The 21577-nt window shown below is 34.7% G+C and carries 14 protein-coding genes; all 14 read left to right on the forward strand.

What is annotated here, in order from left to right; all coding sequences use genetic code 11:
- Nucleotides 1–3 precede the first annotated feature (3 nt).
- The 14 genes from CPHY_RS03180 (at nucleotide 4) to CPHY_RS03245 (ending at nucleotide 21508) form a co-directional block, all read left to right on the forward strand.
- Nucleotides 4–1059 (forward strand): hypothetical protein, encoded by a 1056-nt coding sequence (locus CPHY_RS03180; RefSeq protein WP_012198618.1) that lies wholly within the window; start codon nucleotides 4–6, stop codon nucleotides 1057–1059.
- Complete coding sequence (locus CPHY_RS03185; RefSeq protein ID WP_012198619.1) at nucleotides 1056–6335, forward strand: DEAD/DEAH box helicase; 5280 nt, start codon at nucleotides 1056–1058, stop codon at nucleotides 6333–6335. Before CPHY_RS03180 ends, CPHY_RS03185 begins: the two co-directional genes overlap by 4 nt.
- Before the next feature lie 564 nt (nucleotides 6336–6899).
- Complete coding sequence (locus CPHY_RS03190; protein ID WP_012198620.1) at nucleotides 6900–7523, forward strand: LPXTG cell wall anchor domain-containing protein; 624 nt, start codon at nucleotides 6900–6902, stop codon at nucleotides 7521–7523.
- A gap of 167 nt (nucleotides 7524–7690) precedes the next feature.
- Complete coding sequence (locus tag CPHY_RS03195) at nucleotides 7691–8731, forward strand: LacI family DNA-binding transcriptional regulator (RefSeq protein WP_012198621.1); 1041 nt, start codon at nucleotides 7691–7693, stop codon at nucleotides 8729–8731.
- 641 nt (nucleotides 8732–9372) lie between these two features.
- Nucleotides 9373–11313 carry a glycoside hydrolase family 127 protein gene (locus CPHY_RS03200; RefSeq protein ID WP_012198622.1) on the forward strand — a complete coding sequence of 647 codons (1941 nt, stop codon included), beginning with the start codon at nucleotides 9373–9375 and terminating at the stop codon, nucleotides 11311–11313.
- Between the two features lie 70 nt (nucleotides 11314–11383).
- Nucleotides 11384–12754 (forward strand): ABC transporter substrate-binding protein, encoded by a 1371-nt coding sequence (locus tag CPHY_RS03205; protein WP_012198623.1) that lies wholly within the window; start codon nucleotides 11384–11386, stop codon nucleotides 12752–12754.
- A gap of 164 nt (nucleotides 12755–12918) precedes the next feature.
- Nucleotides 12919–13845 (forward strand): carbohydrate ABC transporter permease, encoded by a 927-nt coding sequence (locus tag CPHY_RS03210; RefSeq protein WP_012198624.1) that lies wholly within the window; start codon nucleotides 12919–12921, stop codon nucleotides 13843–13845.
- Entirely contained in the window at nucleotides 13842–14723 is an 882-nt protein-coding gene (locus tag CPHY_RS03215; protein ID WP_012198625.1) for a carbohydrate ABC transporter permease, read from the forward strand. The genes CPHY_RS03210 and CPHY_RS03215 overlap by 4 nt, the downstream gene beginning before the upstream one ends.
- Before the next feature lie 338 nt (nucleotides 14724–15061).
- On the forward strand, nucleotides 15062–16111 hold the full coding sequence (locus tag CPHY_RS03220) for a LacI family DNA-binding transcriptional regulator (protein WP_012198626.1): 1050 nt from the start codon (nucleotides 15062–15064) through the stop codon (nucleotides 16109–16111).
- Nucleotides 16108–17148: a tripartite tricarboxylate transporter substrate binding protein gene (locus CPHY_RS03225; protein ID WP_012198627.1), complete on the forward strand. Its 1041-nt coding sequence runs from the start codon at nucleotides 16108–16110 to the stop codon at nucleotides 17146–17148. Before CPHY_RS03220 ends, CPHY_RS03225 begins: the two co-directional genes overlap by 4 nt.
- A 104-nt stretch (nucleotides 17149–17252) precedes the next feature.
- A complete protein-coding gene (locus CPHY_RS03230; RefSeq protein ID WP_012198628.1) occupies nucleotides 17253–17732 on the forward strand; it encodes a tripartite tricarboxylate transporter TctB family protein in 480 nt (159 codons plus the stop codon).
- A 15-nt stretch (nucleotides 17733–17747) separates the two neighbouring features.
- Nucleotides 17748–19256 carry a tripartite tricarboxylate transporter permease gene (locus tag CPHY_RS03235; RefSeq protein ID WP_012198629.1) on the forward strand — a complete coding sequence of 503 codons (1509 nt, stop codon included), beginning with the start codon at nucleotides 17748–17750 and terminating at the stop codon, nucleotides 19254–19256.
- The gene (locus CPHY_RS03240; protein ID WP_012198630.1) at nucleotides 19250–20401 is read left to right on the forward strand and encodes a Gfo/Idh/MocA family protein; all 1152 of its coding nucleotides are present in this window, start codon (nucleotides 19250–19252) and stop codon (nucleotides 20399–20401) included. Before CPHY_RS03235 ends, CPHY_RS03240 begins: the two co-directional genes overlap by 7 nt.
- A 27-nt stretch (nucleotides 20402–20428) precedes the next feature.
- Complete coding sequence (locus CPHY_RS03245; protein WP_157668768.1) at nucleotides 20429–21508, forward strand: Gfo/Idh/MocA family protein; 1080 nt, start codon at nucleotides 20429–20431, stop codon at nucleotides 21506–21508.
- Nucleotides 21509–21577: the final 69 nt, after the last annotated feature.

The raw sequence follows: 21577 nt of genomic DNA on the forward strand, positions 1-21577 counted from the left end.
GGGATGAAAAATCAATTACTACGGCAAATAGAGAGGGATTTAAAATTAAAGCGGTTTATTAATGAAGCAGAGTGTGATTATAATCAGAGGATTATTTACTCTGTAGGGGCAGCGTGGGTGCAAACATTATTGTTTGGCAGTTCTTATAAAGATATACAGAGAAAAGATGAGTACCAAAGTGTGGATATTATGTATGTTCAAAGTTATTTAGCTAAAGTACTGGAGGCATATTTACAGTGCTTTGATATTAATTTGGACTGGTTAGATGAAGATTATGAGTTTGATATTGTTAAGAAAGCCCGTATTTTATCAAGTGAAATCATTCAAGCAACCTTATATAATGAAAACCTGGCAGAGATACAATCAAGACGTCTTGTTCCACTAGTACCACGATATATAAAATATGGTGAAGGATTATATTTATTCAAAGGTGATAGAGATGCAGAAAGGAATCTTTGTGCGGTTGGTGCATCTTTATGGAAAGTAGATGAAGTAATTAAATATGAAATAGAATATCGTCCGATCAATGAAAATGCTTTTGAATATTACCGCAGTATTGTTACTAAATTTCCATGGAGACAGAAAAAAATCACAGGAGAGTATCTGATGTTTCATTTAGGAAACAAAACAGCATTATTAAATAGTTGGAAACCTGTTGATATTGAAAAACTTCCACCCGGAATACATCTATTAAAGCTTGCGAGTGAGTATAATGGGGGATATTTATTAGTAAAAAAAGATGAAGATGTTTACTCAATTGTTGATTTAGATCCTTGGTATATTGAGAATGGTGAAATATACCGTATAATGTATGCATTAAATGCTTGGTATAAATCACCCACTGTATTTAAATATGATCATAAAGGAGAGTATATTATATTAAAATCACACAAACCTTTACCTAAGTCAGAAAAAAAAATGTTAATGGCAGCATCATGGCCGTATAGAACCTACAAAGATCAGTATTACAGAATTGTGCCTGAATTTTTATGGGAAATCATAACAAAAAGGTTAAATGAGCTTGGTATAATATTAATTAAGCAAGGGGAAAGTACATGAGAGAGATAGGAATAAGAAAAACACATGATCGGTTAACAAACAAATTAGTTGATTATATTAAGGCACAGTATTTTGCTGAGAATGATTTGCTTACCGATGCAGCAGATGAGCTTCTATTTAATGAAGATACAATATTTCAGGAGCCATTTATTGAAGTTACCAAGAACTATAAAATGTCACAAGATGGTTTTAATTCTTCAAGATTAGATTTGGAACGAAAGAATATTCTAAATCAATTAACTAATGCTGAATTAGGTGTTTTTGTAACACCATTCAATCACCAGATAAAAGCAATAGAGCAATATTATTCTTCTCATGATGTTATGGTAACTACGGGAACAGGTTCAGGTAAAACAGAATGTTTCTTATGGCCAATTTTAACAGATTTAATATATGAAGCAAGAACGAATGAAGCTTCCTGGGAACAAGAAGGGATAAGAGCATTAGTGCTATATCCAATGAATGCATTAGTCTCTGACCAGCTAGGAAGAATGAGAAATATTATCGGTAGAAAAAAAGATGATGCATATCATAAAATACTTTGCAATGGTAAGTATAAGCGGAGAGCCAGATTCGGGATGTATACAGGAAGAACACCGTATGCAGGAAATGATAATGCGGATAAAAATAAAGATCTTGGTAAGGTAATAGAAAAGAATTATCTAAAGTCAGAAGTATATGAAGAGTTATTAAAAGTTGGCCGAATTCCTTCAAAAGATTTAACGAAGTTTGCTGAACATTTATCAAGGGGAGTTCAAGTTACGGGAAAATTGGATTCAGAATTGTATACACGTGGAGAAATGCAAAAAATCTGTCCGGATATTCTTATTACAAATTATTCCATGTTAGAATATATGTTAATGCGTCCGATTGAAGAGGAATTATGGAGTAAAACAATTAAATGGCTAAATGCATCTGAGGATAACAAATTGTTACTTGTCATTGATGAAGCACATATGTATCGAGGAGCCTCGGGTGGTGAGGTAGCTTTACTGATACGAAGATTAATGAATAAATTAAATATTTCATCTAATAAAATGAAGTGTATTCTTACAAGTGCTAGCGTTCCATATGATAAAAATGATGAATTGCAAAAGTTTGCTTGCGGTCTTACGGGAAGAGTATATCAAGAAAATCAATTTTCTATTGTAAGAGAAGAAATAAAAGCAATTAAAAATGCAAAGCGTGGAACATATGAACAAGCGCAGAGTTATGCGGGATTATCATTAGAAAGTCTTCAGTCAGAAGTTGCATTACGAAAAGGTGAATATGAAAAAATAAGTAGAATGAATCAATGGAGTAAAATCCCAAAAGATGAAATAGAAATATCACGCTGGTTATATGACAATCTATCTTGTGATTCTTTGATGAAGCAAATTATTACGATTTGTGAAAAGGGAGCAAAGCCATTATCAAAAATAGCAAAAGAGGTTTTCGAAGATAATGTGCCAAAACAACTTGCTGAACAAGCACTTGAAAGGTTACTGCAATTAGGTATTACAGCAAAATCCAGTACAAATAAGGTGTTACTGGGATCTAAGGTTCATATGATGTTCAAAGGATTACAGGGAATATATGTTTGTACCAACCCTAATTGCAAAAAACTGCATTCTGGTATGGGGATTTACCTTGGATATATTTCTAGTAAATATACAGAGACTTGTCCAGAATGTAATGGAAGAATGTATGAATTAATGATGGATCGTCGATGTGGTACCTTATATATAAGAGCATTTGATGATCAGAATATTGAAAATTATGATGGTCTTGAATTCCTTTGGTCTAGAAATAACCAGATTATGAAAGAGCCTAAAGAAATTCATCTATGGATTATGCCAGAGGGTAGAATTGATTTTTTTAAACTAGGAAAGAAGACAGGAAAAGCAAAAAAGAATTCAACGGTTGGATATCTTGATTCAAAGACTGGCCTTCTATTTAGAGATGAATCACATGCAGGGGACGAAGGATATTTAAAAGTATTGATTTCAAGTACCTTTAATGAGGATGTATTAGCATTTACATTCAACACTTGCCCGAATTGTGGTAGAGATCATAATAAAATAACTCCATTTTTAACAAGAGGTAATGAACCCTTTGCCAATATAGTAAAAGAACAATTTGAGGTTCAACCAGATATAAAGTCAGAGTTAAAAAATGGAGGAAAGAAAGTATTGCTTTTTTCTGATAGTAGACAAAGAGCAGCTACTTTAGCACGTGATATGACAATTGCTTCAGATGGTGATTCAGGCAGACAAGCAATCTTTATGGCACAAAAACTTTTAGATGATAGCTCCGGAGAAAGTACAATCGACTTGTTATATTATGCTTTTCTAAAAGTCGTGTATGATAATAAGCTTAGCTTCTTTTATGGAAAAGAAAAGGAGATGTTCAAGAGGCAGCTAAAGAAATATGAAGAACTTTATTCATCTCGAACTATTCGGAAATTCGATAGACTCAAGTCTAATATAGGAAATCCACCAGATATGTTTTATCAGTTACTATTAAAGAATATTAGTGATAGTTATAGATCATTGAATAACTTAGGTTTAGCACAGGTAGTATTAGCTGATCAAGGGGACGCGGGAGAGGAAATTGAATACCAAATTCTTGAGAAAGTTGAAAATTTAACAGGTATCTCAGGTACAGATGTATACAGCATCTATAATACTTGGATTCAATATTTAATTGTTAATAAAATTGCCATTTTCCCTGAAATAGGCGATGATGTAAGAGATAGTATTTTAGCATATGAGCGAGGGAGATTTGGTATTGATGAAATTGCAAAATTCCCAGAATTTCTAAATGATATTATCAAAGAAAAATATGATGAATCAGTAATTCAAGCTTTAATTGATAGGTTTGATGATATAACACAAATATTACAGTCGCCAGGAAGAAACCATAATCGTAGATATCTATTTGGAACAAGATTAATCCTTAAAGCGGCAGAAAATTCAGAATGGATTAAATGCGATCGCTGTGCAGGAATATCTACTTATACTTTGTGGGGGCATTGCATATATTGCGGTAGTACAGAGTATGTACGCAAGGTAGATGATGAACATTTTAAAAGATATCTATTATGGAGAAAGCCTGTAATAGATGCTCTTAATAGGGAGAGAATTCATAATATCATTACGGAAGAGCATACGGCACAATTATCTTATAAAGATAACAAGAAAGATGTATGGGGTACTACAGAAAAGTATGAATTAGCATTTCGAAATATTACACTCAATGAGGATGAAGAACCAATTGATGTGCTAAGTTGCACAACAACAATGGAAGTGGGAATTGATATTGGTTCACTTACAAGTGTAGGTTTAAGGAATGTTCCTCCAATGCGAGAAAATTATCAGCAGAGAGCAGGACGTGCAGGACGTGCAGGTGCAGCTGTATCATCTATTGTAACATATACAGAAAATGGACCTCACGATTCATGGTATTTTAAACATCCAGAGCAGATTATATCAGGTATACCAAGAACTCCATGGATTGATGATAAGAATACAAAATTAATTAGACGGCATATTAATTTAATATTTTTGCAGGAATTTTTCTATACAATACGAAGCGGTTTAGATGTGATTAGAACATTGGATTTCTTTAGTTATGAGGATAAATATAATTATATTGAATTCCTAAGATGGTTAAAAGAAAGAATACCAATGTCATATGAGAGACAAAGAGTATTAATTCCAACGGGAGATTTTAATTGGAAAGGGTATTATAAAGAGATTAGTAAGACACTAGAAAACATCGCAGATAAAGTTGATGAGGCACCTTTTATATTTGAACAAACTTCCAGATCTGATGAGAATGAATCAGATTCAGTACGATTAATTGATGTCCTATTTTCTGAAGGTGTACTTCCAAATTATAGCTTTCCACGTAATATCGTACATTTCTGGATAGAGGACTTATATGGTAATGTTAAAGAGAGTCCAGAACGAAGTGTGGATATAGCCCTAAGTGAATATGCTCCAGGAAGATCTCTTGTAGTAAACAAACAAACATACATTTCAGGTGGTATATATGATCATTATACCAAGTATCATAGAGAATATAAGTACAAAGCAGCTGAGCCATGGCTAGAGTTAGATGAATATAAAAAGGTAGTATCATGTTGTACTAATCCGTTATGTGGATGGTTTGGCGTAAATGAAACTTATGATGAGTGTCCACTGTGTAAGAATACGTTAGAGAAGCATACAATGATTAAACCTTGGGGGTTTACAGCAAGAGAAGGAAAGTCAATTCCTGAAACACACGAGAGTCAGGAATTGTCATATGTGAGCGTACCTTCATATTCATCAATGCCATCAGGTATTGTAATGAGTAAAGTAGGTTCAGCTGGTTATGCAGAAATAGAGAATAGAGAAAATCAAAAATTAGTTATTGTAAATCGCGGCCCAGAGGACAAAGGATTTGAGATGTGTTCAATATGTGGAGCAATTGAACCTAGTATTGGACAACCTTCTGACAGGAATAATAGGAAAAGACCATATAGAAACCTATATATCAAAGATGATACCATGAGATGCCATCATAATTATTCAAATATTTTCTTAGGATATGAGTTTAATACAGATATGATGGTTCTTGTAATTAAACTCGATAGTAACAAAGTTGATCTAAGTACAGGATTTAATATTTGGTTGATTCCAGCATTGACTACCTTTGCAGAAGCACTAGTATTAGCAGCGAGCAGAGAGCTTGATGTAGAATTTAGTGATGTTAAAAGTGGTTATCGTATTAGGATGGTAGGTAGTGATATTTATGCAGATATTTATCTATACGATGGATTGAGCTCAGGTGCTGGATATGCAGTCAAGGTATCAGAGGTAATTGAATCTGTATTAAATAGAATGAAAGAGATATTTGAAGGATGCAATTGTTCAGCTTCGTGTCCTAACTGTCTTGAGCATTATTGGAATCAGCGAAATAAGGGAAAGTTAGATCGGTTCCTAGGAAAAGATTTTTTAGAGTTTATTACTAGTGGTAAATTGAGAACAGAAGTAACATCACAAGAAAAAAAATATTATATAGATCAAATAAACCATATAGCACAACTACAAGGCTACGGGATTATTTTCTTCAATCGAAACGGAAAATATATTATCAATAGCAGACAGGGAGAAAAAGAAGTGATTATTTATCCTTCAATGTGTAATAGTGAAATATTTGAAGGTACAGATAAACTTTTCTTATCGGATCGATTATGCAGATATGCTATGCCAGAAATATGGAATAAAGTTAGAAATGAGGTGTGGTAAATAATTAAGAAAATACATTGATCTGATAAAGTTAGGGAAGTTTTCAGGTAGGAGCCTTTTATTATTCAAGCCATGTTAGCACATAATAGGCTCTTTACAAAGTTAGTTGATTTGATAAAAATATTCGCTTAATACTTCAAGAATAGCAGGTGATCCCTACGAGATATGTACAGGATATTGCGAGAGAATGGTACATGTTCCATCTCAAAGTATTCTTCAAACATTACTTTGACGCCTCCTTGTTGTAGAAATCAAATGAGATGGCTGACATTGCCGATTCTGTTGAGTTTCACGACGCCCCTTCTAGATCATCTACAAATCGAGAGGAACTCTGGTTCTTGTGTGGATAAAGGTTCTGGCAGCTTCGAAGGCTTCTGCAACAACGGTCACATTAAAAAAAGAGCCATACCTTAAATATATTCAAAAGTACCAAAATAGATATTGACATAATAAGGAAAAAATGGTACTATTTAGTTAAACGTTAAACTATACAATATACACAATATCATCCGGGAAATATTTTCGGTTTTACGTCAAACTAAATAACACAAGGAGGTATTTACAATGAGAAAATTAAGAAAATCTATTGCAACAATTTTAGCAGCACTTGCTGTTATGTCCTTGTTTTCCGTGAATGCATTTGCAGCTTCGGACCTAATGAAGGATGGAAAAATGGTAAGTGGCGGATTTGTGAATGCAGGAGAAGAAGCAGAAGGATGCGTAAAGGGACCTGGTAACTGGACACAGCTTAACATGGGCGATTACGAAGTAAATGCGAAGTACTTACATATAGTGATGAAAGCGACAGGAGCCACAGCTGCTGCACAAATCGTAGTTTCAGATACTGCAACCTTTAATTTAAATGATCTTGGTATCACTTTAACAGAAGAATACCAGGATGTAGTTCTTCCAGTAGATGAGAATGGTGTTGCGGTAATTTCTTGGGTTAACTTTATGGGGCTTGACGGTGGAAGTAGTGTATATTACGTTAAAGATGCATTTTTATCTGATGACCAAGCTTCAAGTTTAGGAACTACAGTAGCTGAAACGCCTACAGCTGCAGAAACAACAAGCAATACAGCTTTACCAAAGACTGGAGAGAATATGATGCCAGTTGCTATACTACTTGGTATCGTGGCATGTGCTGGTGTAGTATTTGTAGTTACAAAAAAGAGAGAAAGAGCATAGATTTTATAATAAGTAAGGGTTCAATGATTAATTAAAAATCACAGTGCACCTCAAGTGTTAGAAAAAATTCTAGCATATGAGGTGCATTTTTTTACAAGCAAGGTGACATTTATTTCAAAAGTATGGTAGAATAAGGTATATTGTGACTTGGAAGAAGAGGTGAGATGATGGCGAAGATTAAAGAAGTTGCAAAAGCTTGCGGTGTCTCCATTGCTACAGTTTCTAACATAATGAACGGAAAAGGAAGGGTAAGTGAGGAGACAAAAATTAAAATACTGGAAGTCGCGAGAGATATGAATTATGTCCCCAATATGATGGCAAAAAATTTGAAGCAGCGAAGATCTAAAGTGATAGGAATAATTACAGAAGATCTAACAGTGTTCAATTGTGCAGATATTATTGATGGTATTCATGAGTTATTAGATGAAAGAGGGTACTCATTTATCTTAGGTAATTTAAGATTATATAAAAAATATAATAATGAATTTTATCATAATGAAAATTATAACAACCAGATTCAAGAAGAGTTTCGTATTATGGAGAGCGCTCAAGTTGCTGGTATAATATATGTATGCGCACATTGTAGAGAAATAAAGTTCATACCCAAATTGGAGAATATACCAATCGTACTTGCATATGGATTCTCAAGAGATCCCAATATACCGTCCTTTATTTTTGATGATGAACAAGCTGCTTATGATGCAACAAATGAATTAATTCATAATGGTCACAAAAAAATTGGGTTAATTACTGGAGAAAAATTCAGCTTACATACTATTGAGAGAGCAAAAGGCTATCAAAGGGCATTATATGAAGCGGGTATTCTATATAATCCTAATCTTAGCTATGAAGGCGATTGGACTAGAGAAAAGGGATATGAGGCAGCGAAAAGTTTACTGGAAGTCGGTACAACTGCTATTTTTTCAATGAATGATGAGATGGCAGCAGGTGTATATGATTATATAAGTACAGTAGGCCTTAAGGCCGGACAAGATGTCGCGCTGATAGGATTTGATAATAGAGAGCTATGTACTGCATTTACTCCAGCGCTTACCACAGTTTCAATACCATTAAGTGAGATTGGCCATCGATCTGCTGATGCTATGATACATATGTTAGAAAATGATATAGCAGAGTGCGAGCAGATTAACTATGTAACATGTAAACTAATGCGTAGGGATTCCATCTATGAGGTGAAAGAAGTCTAGAGGGCCGAGACGAATGTTTATTTGAATTTTCCAATAGTCATCTAAAACGGTGTAAACTTTTTAATAAAAAGTAAATAGTACGAAAAACGGTAAAATAGTAAAAAGAACGAAAAACGGTAAAAAGTAAAAAGAACGAAATACGGTGAAAAGTAAAAAGAACGAAAAACGGTAAAATAGTAAATAGTATATAAAACGGTATAATAGTAAATAGTATTTAAAATGGTAAAATAATAAATAGTATGTAAAGCAGTAAACAGGTATAAATGAAATACTTTATAGTGAAATGCGATTTTTTCACTAAGAATTGTTTCATGTATACCTGCTTTTTTTGTATAGGAATAATTATTTTGGTTAAGCAATAGAAGATAAAAAAGTCTAAATAATTACTATGTATAGATAAAACGTTACATCATGTAATAAAACTGGTTATAAGAACAAGAAAATAGAGAATAGCAATAAATTATATTGATTAATTCTATTTAAGTTACAAATATTTTAAAAACACAATGGAAAATTATTGCAAAATCTACAAATAAATGGTAATATATAGAAAACAAAATGAAACGTTTAATCAACTTAAAAATGTAAGGAGAAATGTTCTTTTGATAAGCATAATGAGGTTAAAGGGAGAGGTGCATGAGATGAATAAATTAGGGAGCATTCCATTAAAAGACATTTGTATCCAAGATGAATTTTGGAATCGGTATGTTGAGCTTGTGAGAAAGATAATTATTCCATATCAATGGGATATCTTAAATGATAATTTAGAAGGCGTTGAAACGAGTCATAGCATTATGAATTTCAAAATTGCCGCTGGAAGAGAACAAGGGGAGTTCTATGGTGCAGTCTTTCAGGATACCGATTTAGCAAAGTGGATTGAGGCAGTTGCCTATTCACTTGCAACAGACCCAGATTCAAAATTGGAGGAATTGGTAGATGATGTAGTGGAACTTATTGAGGAAGCGCAATGTTTAGATGGCTACATTAATACTTACTTTACTATAAAGGAACCGGATCTTCGCTTTACAAATTTAAAAGAAGGTCATGAATTGTATTGTGCTGGGCATTTAATGGAGGCAGCTGTTGCTTATTATAAGGCAACTGGAAAGGAAAGATTTATACATATTGTAGAGAGATTTGCGGATTTAATTTGTGATGAATTTTCACCAGAAAAAAATGGTGCAGGGTATCCAGGACATCAGGAGGTAGAGATTGGATTAATCAAATTATATGAAGTCACAGGGAAGAAGAAGTACATTGAGCAAGCAAGATTATTTTTAGAAAGAAGAGGAACTTCCCCAAACTATTTTCTTGAGGAAGAAAAAAACCCAAAGTTTAAGCCTATATTTCCTGAGTTTATGCATTATGATACCGCCTATTCTCAATCCCACAAACCAATCCGTGAACAAACGACAGCAGAAGGTCATGCGGTACGGGCGGTATATATGTATTCTGCAATGGCTGACATTGCAGCAGCCTATAATGACAAAGAACTGTTAAGTGTTTGTGAAACCCTATGGAAGAATATTGTAGGAAAGCGTATGTATCTAACGGGTGGCATTGGTAGTTCCGGAATATTAGAACGTTTCACAGCAAATTATGATTTACCGAATAATTCTAACTATTCAGAAACATGCGCTTCGATTGGCCTTGCATTATTCGGAAGAAGAATGGCGCAGATAACACACAATGCATCTTATATGGATGTAGTTGAAAGAGCACTTTATAATACCGTGCTTGCGGGAATAGCAATGGATGGAAAAAGCTTTTTTTATGTAAACCCGTTAGAAGTTTGGCCTGGCAATTGCATTAAGAGAACTTCTAAAGAACATGTAAAACCGATACGTCAGCCATGGTTTGGTGTTGCTTGTTGCCCACCAAATGTAGCGAGAACATTGGCTTCACTTGGTGAGTATATCTACTTTTACGATGAGAACTCGATATGGGTTAACTTATTTATTTCAAATCAGACTACTGTAAAATTGCAAAACAGGGAAGCTACACTGCGGTTGGCAACAAGGTTTCCGTATGATGGCAAAGTTCATATGGAGGTGGATGGAGAGGAAGGGTTTTGTGGAAAACTTTATATACGAATTCCTGAATATGCTAAGGAGTATTGTGTATTTGTAAATGGTTTAGAATTGACCCAAAAAGAAATAACGAACGGTTATCTTGAAATAGAGATAACTTCTTCAAAGAAAACGATTGATATGGAGTTTACGTTGAAGCCACGGATGATTAGAGCGAATCCGCTAGTGAAAGAAGATATTGGGAAAGTGGCAATCATGAAGGGACCGCTAGTTTATTGTATGGAAGAGGTGGATAACGAATCAAACCTTCCAGCGTATTATATAGATTCAGATACTGAATTAGAAGAGTTTTATGATGATACGCTACTAAAGGGAACGATGGTGATTCAATGTGATGGAAAGAAAATGATACAAGAGGAATGGGAGAATGAAACTTTATATTCGGAACATCCCGTGAAATTTGCAGAGAAAAAAATTAAGTTTATACCATATCCATATTGGGCAAATCGAAAAACAGGAGAGATGATTGTTTGGATAAAAGAATTTGTATAAGAATTCCAAGAGGTTGTTTATGCGCAACGTTAGTTGCTGTATAATAAAAATATGAAAAGGAGAGGGAATTATGAAAGTAACTAAGAAGATTCTTGCCGTAATGCTCACAACTATTTTGGCAGTTAGCTTAGTAGCTTGTGGAAAGGATGCAAAAGACACGGGTAATGGCAAATCCTCAAAGGACGGAAAAGTTAAGATTACATATTCTATGTGGGGGAGTGCAGATGAGGGAGCTGTAACGCAGAAACTAGCAGATAAGTTTAATGCCTCACAGGATCGAATCGAGGTCGATGTTCTCGCAATCCCATGGGAAAACTACATGACAAAGTTAAATACTATGGCAACTGCAAAAGAATTACCAGATACCGGTATTATGTCGGAAGCAGGGGTTCTTCAATGGGCAGAACAGGGAATGCTTGCTGATATTAGTACGATGTATGGAAAAAACGATAGCAAGCCGCTAGATAGCCTTGCTTTCCGCTATCAAGGAAAAACCGTTGCTTACTCTGCAGCAAACGAAGTTCTTTTGCTTTATTATAACAAAGACATGTTTGATAAAGCAGGTGCCACTTATCCTCCAGCGTCTGTTGATAATGCTTGGACCTGGGAAGAATTTGTTAGCACTGCAAAGAAACTTACCTTAGATAAAAATGGAAAGCATCCTGATGAAAAGGGATTTGATGAGCAAAATATAGTTCAATACGGCTGTCTAGTAGAGAACTTAGCATGGCAACTTGAGCTATGGCCAATGAGCAATGGAGCTGGATACTATTCAAGCGATGGATCAGAAGTAACAATTGATAATCAAGCTAGTATTGAAGCTATCCAAAAAGTTGCGGATTTGTACTTAGTAGACCATGTTGCACCTCTCTCGACAGGAGCAACAGATGATAGTATACAGCGTTCCATTATTTCCGGTACTTGTGCTATGGGAACAGGAGGTGCTTGGAATGTGGGAACCTGTCTTGCATCAGCACGTGAAGAGGGATTAAATTATGGTGTTGCAGTATTACCTTACATGAAAGAAAAGCTAACCTTATGTACCGGTGGACCAAATGTCGTATTTTCGCAGACAAAACATCCAGAAGAAGCAATGGAGTGGTTAAAGTGGTATTATCAAGAAGAAAATAGCTGGTCCTTGATTGAAACTGGTATCTGGATGCCAATCCTCCAAAAATGGTATACGGATGAAACGATGACTCATAAATGGGTAGACAATAAGAACTTCCCTCCATATGAGGAATATAAGAGTGCAGTTGTTGATTATGCTATGAAGAATTCTAAGTCTGCGTCCTGGTATTATGTAAATAATACAGTTGATTTTAATAACTTAGTCACCTCAATTTTAGGTGAAGTTTGGACTGGTAAAGTCACTGCACAGGAAGCAATTACAAAAAATATGGAAGCCTTAAAAACAGCTTATAAGGGAACGGCAAAGTAATAACGAACAACCCCAAAGACGACTCATTAAAGATTCAGTCAATAATGTTCAAGTGAGATTATGTTCTTGAACATCAAGGAATCCATATCGAGGGGGGACTGTTTACGGAAAATTATCAAACGGTGTACAGTCCCCCCCTCTTACACAAACCAAGAGGTGTTCTTATGAGTAAAACAACCAAAAATAAAACAAAATATCGCTCTTCTATGCGAGCTAGTGAAGAACGTACAGCATACTTATGTCTAATTCCTTCCATTATTGGACTTATCTTTATTACATATCTTCCACTAGTAGGTGTATTTGGTATCAGCTTTTTTGATTGGAAAGGGCTTTCTTCTCCAAAGTTTAATGGTATCGACAATTATGTGAGACTGTTTACCAATGATCCTTACTTTACGGATTCAATTAAAGCAACAGTGTATTTTGCAGGATTGGCCGTTATATGCAGTATGATTTATTCACTTTTTATTGCTATGCTTTTAAATCGCAAGGTGCCAGTAAGAGGATTTTGGCGAGCAGTATTTTACGTACCATATGTATTACCGGCTGCTGCGATCTATGTTGGCTGGGCGTGGCTATATGATTCCAACTTTGGATTGTTTAACTATATCCTTTCTAAGCTTGGAATACATAAGGTACTATTTTTAAATGATTCCAAGTTAATCATCCCCTCCTTGGTATTAATCGCTGTTTGGTTATCTGGAAATCTCATAGTCATCTTCTTGGCAGGATTGCAAAATGTTCCGCGTGTCTATCACGAGGCGGCACAAATCGATGGAGCAAATGGTTGGAAGCGGTTTTTGCATGTTACTTTGCCTTGTATGACACCAATTATCTTTTATAATCTGTTGATGAGCCTTATCACGAATATGCAGATTGTTGTACCAGCCCTGTCCTTAACTAATGGTGGTCCTGGAAATTCATCCATGTTTATGACGTATCTCATGTATCGTTATGCATTTCAAAGTAATCAGATTGGATATGCTTGCGCAATATCGTTTGTATTCTTTCTATTGATTGCAATTTTTACAGGTATATTATTTGTAACATCAAAGAGTTGGATCTTTTATGAAGGGAGCGACGATAGATGAGCAATGCAAATGAAAAATCGAAAGGAAAATTGTTTCAAAGTCATGAACGAAAAGATAAAATAGTTGGATTTGCTGCTATGATGTTAATAATTATCATAGCAGTAGCAGTACTTTTTCCAATCTGGTGGATTTTTCGAACTTCACTAATGACCAATGCAGAGATATATGCCTATCCCCCTGCATTAATACCTAAGAATTGGTTGTTTTCTAATTATAAAAAAACATTGGAATACTTTAAGTTCTTTCAATACCTTGGTAACACCATGATTGTTATTGTACCCTCTGTACTAGGTGGAACATTTACTGCAACTCTTGGAGGTTATGCATTTGCACGCTTACGCTTCCGAGGAAAGAAATTTCTGTTTACCCTTTGCGTTGGATCTATGCTCTTGCCATCTATGGTCACTTTAATTCCCCTTTATATCATGTGGACACGAGGTTTGGGTCTAGGAGATAGCTATTGGCCATTGATTCTACCATACTTCTGTGGAGGAGGAGCTTTTAATATATTCCTGATTCGGCAGTTTATTATGGGGATTCCACGCGAACTTGATGAAGCTGCAACTATCGATGGAGCAAGTCATTTTCGTATTCTAACGAATATTTTATTACCTGCAATCAAACCAGCGATGATTGTAGTTGCACTATTGCTTTTCATTACACTTTGGAACGATTTACTTCAACAAATGGTTTACATAAATTCAAGTGAAAAATTTACAATAGCAATTGGTCTTACAGTTTTTCGAGGTGCCCTCAAGCAAGACTGGTCTAAAACTATGGCAGCAACATGTATGTCGTTTGCGCCTGGTGTAATTTTCTACTTAATAGGTCAAAAGTATTTTGTTGAAGGGATTGCATTAACGGGAATAAAAAACTAAAAAAGAAGGAATCCAATCAAGAGTCTTGATAGGGATTCCTTTTTTTTATGGAGAATATAGAATGGAATACCAACTGGAACTGAGGTATTTAAGTAATTATAATTACTAAAGTTGCTTTACTAAAAACAGGTATTTTATTGTGAAAATTCATAAGTTAATACATTGTTCCCTGTTGAAGTATACAAATTGCACAAAAACGGTAAAAAACGGATTGACGGCTTGAATTGGATTTTATATAATAAAGCCATGAAATAGGTTAACGTTAATTTATGAAAAATTAACAAAAACTGAAGAAATAATTGCTGATTTATGTGCAAATATTTACAGGAGTGAGTGTTATGAATGGGAAATATGCAACTTTAAAGGATGTAGCAAAATTAGCTGGTACAACAGCATCTACTGTATCATATGTACTAAATGATTCTAAAGAACGCTATATTAGTGATGAAATGAGACGACGTGTTCTTGAAGCTGCAAAAGATTTAAATTATGTTAAATGTAGTGTGGCAAGTAGTTTAAAAGGAGAGAAAAGAAAAATTATTGCTGTATTAGTTCCGCAGTTTTCGAATCAATTTTTTACCAGAATAATTTTAGCTATAGAAAATGTTGCCGATCAATTTGACTATGTCTTAACAATATATAATACTTTCGATGATCCTAAGAGAGAAAAGGTCATTATTAATAGGATGGCACAGCACAGAATGGATGGTTACATTATTATTCCAACTTACGAGGGAGTAAAAAATACTGAGCAATTAAGAAAAATTGGAATTCCTATGGTAGTAATGGACCGTCCTTTAGAGGGTATAGATGATTTCATTTGGGTAACCACTAATAATTATCAATGTGGTTATAAAGGAGCACATTATCTTGCTTTAAAAGGACATCGTAACATTGCTTTCATTGGATGGAATTCTCGAATTAACGATCTAGATTCTAGAAAAAATGGATTTTGGGATGCACTAGCAGCTAGTGGAATAACTTCAGAGGAAGCAATTGTAATTGATGGTGAATTTAGTGAGGAAGACGGATATAAAATGACCAAAAATCTGTTGAAAACAAGGCCTGATATAACAGCAATTTTCTATGGATATAATGTACAAGCTCAGGGTGGAGTAAGATATTTGATGAAAGAAAATATTGAAATTGGTAAAGATATATCTGTTATGTTGATTGGATCTCCTGAATGGGCAGTGACAGGGTACAATAATTTTACTCATATTGAACAAGATGAATACAATTTGGGTAAATCAGCAGCCACCATCTTGTTTTCAATTATCAATGGTGAGAATCAAGAAAATATTCAGAATATTATTCAGGATTGTTCCCTGTATGAGGGAAATTCTGTTTATGATATTACAAAAACAAAAAAGGAGAGAATGTTATGAAAAACAAAAAAAATCTTGGTCTAATTGCAATAGTAGCGGTTATTGCAATATTAGCGCTATTATGGCCTACTATCCAAGGTATGCTAGGGGAAAAGACAAAAGAATATCCTACGAGAGATATTAGCATGACAGTACCTTTTAATCCAGGAGGTTCCACTGATTTAACAGGAAGAGCTTTGGCAGAACCAATGGGAAAAATTTTGGGAACTAATATTACGGTAGCCAATACACCTGGAGCTGGAGGGTCAGTTGGTTCATTAGCGGTCAAGAATGCACCAACTGATGGTTATAACCTTTTAGTAGATGGTATGCTGGCATTTACTTCCATGCCAATTATGGACACTTTGAAAACTACATACAAAGAATGGGATATTTGGCTAGCTACTTTCACACCAAATGTTATCGCAGTAAGAAAAGATTCGCCTTATCAGACGATAGATGATTTAATTGCAGACTTAAAAAGTCGTCCAGGTGAATTAACAGCAGGAACTGCGGGACCTGGTAGTGCAGGACATATTGCAATAGAATTATTAAAATCAGCTTTAGGTATAGAATACAATCATGTTCCATATCAGGGTGGAAACCCAGCAATTATCGCTACGTTATCCGGAGAAGTTGATTTTACTCCACAACTTTTGGTTGAAATGGAAGATATGATTAAAGCTGGTGAATTAAGAGCCTTGGCCGCATTTACAACAGAAGATATTGTTATTAAGGACGGTCCTACTATTCCATCTATATTAAAGACTGTTTCTAATATGGATACTTATCTTCCAATGGGTGAAACCACTGGTCTTGCAGTACCAAAAGGGCTCCCTGAGAATGTGCTTGCTAAACTTGACAGTACATTTGAAAGCACAATAAAAGATGAAAGTTTTGTAACATTTTGTAATAACAAAGGGTTTATTATAACTGGAAAGAACCGTGAAGAATCTGTGGAATACTTAAGTAAGTTGTCATCCGTTGTTTCATGGGCATTATTTGATGCTGGTATTGCAAAAGTATCTCCAGAAGAGCTTAATATTCCAAGACCATAGGTTTGCCTAGAAAGTAACCAGTAAAAGTTAGGTACTTTAAAAAAGCACCTAACTTTTATTAATTGAGAAAACTTTGATAGAAACATATTATAAGAGGTGATTTCGTGAAAAATATTAAGCAGTTTGATTTTTTAACATCTATCATTTTGATGGCTGCATCAATCTATGTAATAGTGTCTGGATTTGGAATTTATAAAAAAGCTGGTGAGCCTATGTATGTATCACCGGGACTATTACCTATAATATTAGGCTTTGCGATGATTTTATGTTGCATATTCTTAATGATATCCAGTCTGAAAGGTAGCAGTATTAAAAGTAGAATAAATGAATTAAAGGAATGGTTTAGCGCTAATTACAAAGAACATACAATTATTAGTATGATAGTAGGAACCATTATTATGGGAATATACACTTTTGTTTTATTAAGTATTTTTCCTTTTTGGTTAGCAAGTATTATATTTATTGCATTTTTAATGATTTATTTAAATGCAGCATCCTTAGTTAAAATTTTATTAACATCCATTGGTGCAGTTGGCGGAATTATACTGATATTTCAAATAATATTCCGTATTCCATTGCCGTAAGAAAGAGGTGAATTAATGGCAATACATTATTTAATTGATGCGTTTCAAACGGTTAGTCAGCCAATAAATATTCTGGTTTTGTTTGTTTCCACACTTTGTGGATTAGTTATGGGTATGCTCCCAGGGCTAAGTTCCACTATGGCAATTGCACTTTTGACTGGTTTAACCTACTCTTTTCCTACCACGACAGCATTGGTTTCTCTAATTGGCGTATATGTAGGTTCTATTTCTGGCGGATGCCAATCGGCAATCTTATTAAATATTCCAGGAGTTCCTGCAGCAGCAGCAACAGCACTCGATGGATTTCCATTAGCAAAACAAGGAAAAGGTGGTTTTGCTATATTCGTAGCTACAACATCATCCTTCCTTGGAACTGTAATTAGTGTTTTATGCGTTTTAACCTTAACTCCGATTTTGACTAGTATTTCATTAAAACTTGGATCTTGGGAATTTTTCCTTCTAGCTTTATTTGGTGTAGTTATCTGTGGAAATTTAACATCAGATGGTAATGCTGTAAAAGGCTGGATATCTGGTATTATGGGATTATTTGTAGCTCAAATTGGACTTGATACTATTATATCATACCCTCGTTTTTCCTATGGAAATGTTAATCTTATGGCGGGAGTGCAATTAATACCTGTTATGATCGGTTTGTTTGGCTTCCCAGAAATAATTGCTGCATTTAAAAAGTCAGATACTAAGGCATTAAAAATGTCACCATTTAAAATGGTAGAAGGTTTTAAATGTATTTGGGATAACAAAATAGCGGTAATCCGTTCAGCGTTAATTGGTGTATTTGTAGGTATTATTCCTGGAGTAGGTGAGGATGTAGGTGCCTATTTGTCTTATTGGACTACGAAATCAAGAAGTAAGCACCCTGAAAAATTTGGTACGGGAGAAATATCAGGTATTGTATCTTCAGAAACCGGTAATAACTCTTGCATTGGTGGTGCTATTATTCCAATTATGTCCCTTGCAGTTCCAGGCTCTGCACCAGCAGCTGTTTTAATGGCAGCTTTCATGATGCATGGATATCGACCGGGACCATTATTAATGAGAGAAACACCAGAGTTCTTATATCAAATTAGCATGTTTTTAATTGTGAGTGCATTCGCTATGTGGGTATTAGCATTAATTTTATCTAAATTTACAGTTAAAATTCTAGGATTAAAGAAAGAAATATTAATGCCAATTGTTTTTGTTTTATGCGTAGTTGGTTCATTTGTAATTAATAACAGTATGTTTGACGTAAAGGTTATGTTTGTATTTGGTATTATAGGATTTTTCTTATCTGCTATGAAGTATCCAGCAGCGCCATTCCTTTTAGGAGTTATTTTAGGACCAATGGCAGACTCAAATTTAAGAAGAGCACTTACAATTTCAAGCGGTAGCATTACCCCAATGTTTACAAGACCAATCTGCATTATCTTCTTAATTGCTATTTTGAGCCTGATACTATCTCAATTAGGATTTTTTAAGAAAATAAGAAAAAATAAACAAATGAGAGGAAGCGTTGAATGTTAGGAATTGCTATTTTAGGAGTTGGTGATATTGCAAACATACATATCAATTCATACTTAGAATTAAAAGGAAGATGTGAAATTAAAGCGCTTGTGGATGTTTATAGAAATAAAGCAGAAGAAAAAGCCCAAAAATACAATCTTAATTGTGAAGTGTTTGAAGATTACCACGAACTTCTAACACGCGACGATATTGATTTGGTATCTATATGCCTTCCGCCATCTATGCATTGTCAAGCAGCAGTAGATTTTCTAATGTCCGGTAAACATGTATTATGTGAGAAACCAATGGCACAAACGTTAGAAGAATGTGACAAAATGATTGAGGCAGCTACAATTGGTGGTGGAAAGCTATCAATTTTAGCACAAAATCGTTTTAAAACAGATATCATGAAAACTAAGCAATTAATAGATAGTGGTGTTTTAGGAGAACTGTATTTTGCAGGGGCCAACTCTCTGTGGTGGAGAGGAGATAACTATTATGATCTGTGGTGGAGAGGAACCTGGGAAAAAGAGGGCGGGGGATGTAGTTTTATTCATGCAGTCCATCATATTGACTTGTTTCTCTGGCTTATGGGAAATGTTCATGAAGTAACTTCCTTAGTATCCAATCAGAATCACCATAATAGTGAAGTAGAAGATGTATCTATTACTACAGTTCGTTTTGAAAATGGTGCAGTAGGTACATTAGTAAGCTCATTGCTTCATCATGGTGAAGAGCAAAGTATTATTATTGATACGCAGAATGCTTCCATTCAAATTCCACACAAGATATCTGTGAGCAAGCAACTGCAAAACGGATATCCAGAACCAGATATAAAAGCAAAAGAAGCAATTGAAGAAATTTATAACAGTTTTCCTGAACTATCATATACAGAGCATTGCGGACAAATTGAAAATATGGTTACTGCTATTGAAACTAATACAATGCCTTTGATTACAGGAGAAGATGGAAGAAAGACCATTGAATTTATAATGGGTATTTACCAATCCGCATTTACAGGAAAACCCGTACAGTTTCCGATGACTGAGAAAGATTTATTTTATACAAAAGAAGGATTTATGAGCAAAGTTATAAAGTTTAATAAAAAGACAAAAAGTGTAGAAAATTTTCAGGATATAGGAATTTCAGTTGGCGGGACATTATAAAGAAAAGAGGGTTTACCAGTGCAAAAAATGGACGGAATGAATTATGCTCCCATATCACAGGGTGAAGTAAATGTGGTATGCAAAGAGGGTGAATTCAATTTTGGCGTAATTGGACTTGATCATGGACATATTTATGCTATGTGTAATGGATTGACTGAAGCAGGAGCAACATTACTTGTTGTTTATGATAAAGATAAAGATAAAATTAAGGAATTCCTTACTCGATTTCCTCAAGCTGTAGTGGCTGAAAGTGAAGAAGATATTCTAAATGATAGTAGAATCCAATTAATAGCGAGTGCAATAAAACCTTGCGAGCGCCTCCGTTTGGGGATTTCTGTTATGGAAAAAGGAAAGGATTACTTTGTTGATAAGCCAGGAATATTGACGCTTCAAGAGTTACATCAGGCGGAGAATTACTGCCAAAAAACTGGTAAGAAATATGCAATCTATTTTGGTGAAAGAATACATGTAGAAGGCGCAGTATTTGCGCAACAGATGATTGAAAGTGGTAAAATTGGAAGAGTACTTCAAGTGACTATTCTGGCACCACACCGGTTGAATAAAGGTTCGAGGCCAGATTGGTTTTTTGAAAAAGATGAAAATGGTGGAATTATTACCGACATAGGCAGTCATCAGATTGAACAGTTCTTATGCTATAGTGGAGCTGATAGTGCTAAAGTAACGCATAGTACAATTGCAAACTATGCGAATAAAGATAAACCAAATTTTTATGATTTTGGTGAGGGCAATCTACTTGCTGATAACGGCGCAACTTGTTATTTCCGTGTAGATTGGTTTACACCAGATGGCTTGGGTGCATGGGGTGATGGTAGGGTATTCATAATAGGAACAGAAGGTACGATTGAAGTAAGAAAATATATCGATGTCGCAAATTCACCAAATGGAGATAATGTATATCTTGTTAATAAGGACGGAGAATATAAATATGAAGTAACCGGAAAAGTTGGATTTATATTTTTTGGAGAATTTATTTTAGATTGCATTAATCGAACCGAAAAAGCTATTACACAAAAGCACACATTTGAAGCAATGAGAGTTGCTATAGAGGCGCAAGAGAAAGCGGAGATGATACCTACTACCATATAGTCCTAACACAAACCACTGTTTGAATTTCATTAACTTCAAAAAGTCAGTTTCTTAAGTTGTCTATTGAGA

This window comes from Lachnoclostridium phytofermentans ISDg, assembly GCF_000018685.1.
GTDB lineage: Bacteria > Bacillota > Clostridia > Lachnospirales > Lachnospiraceae > Lachnoclostridium > Lachnoclostridium phytofermentans.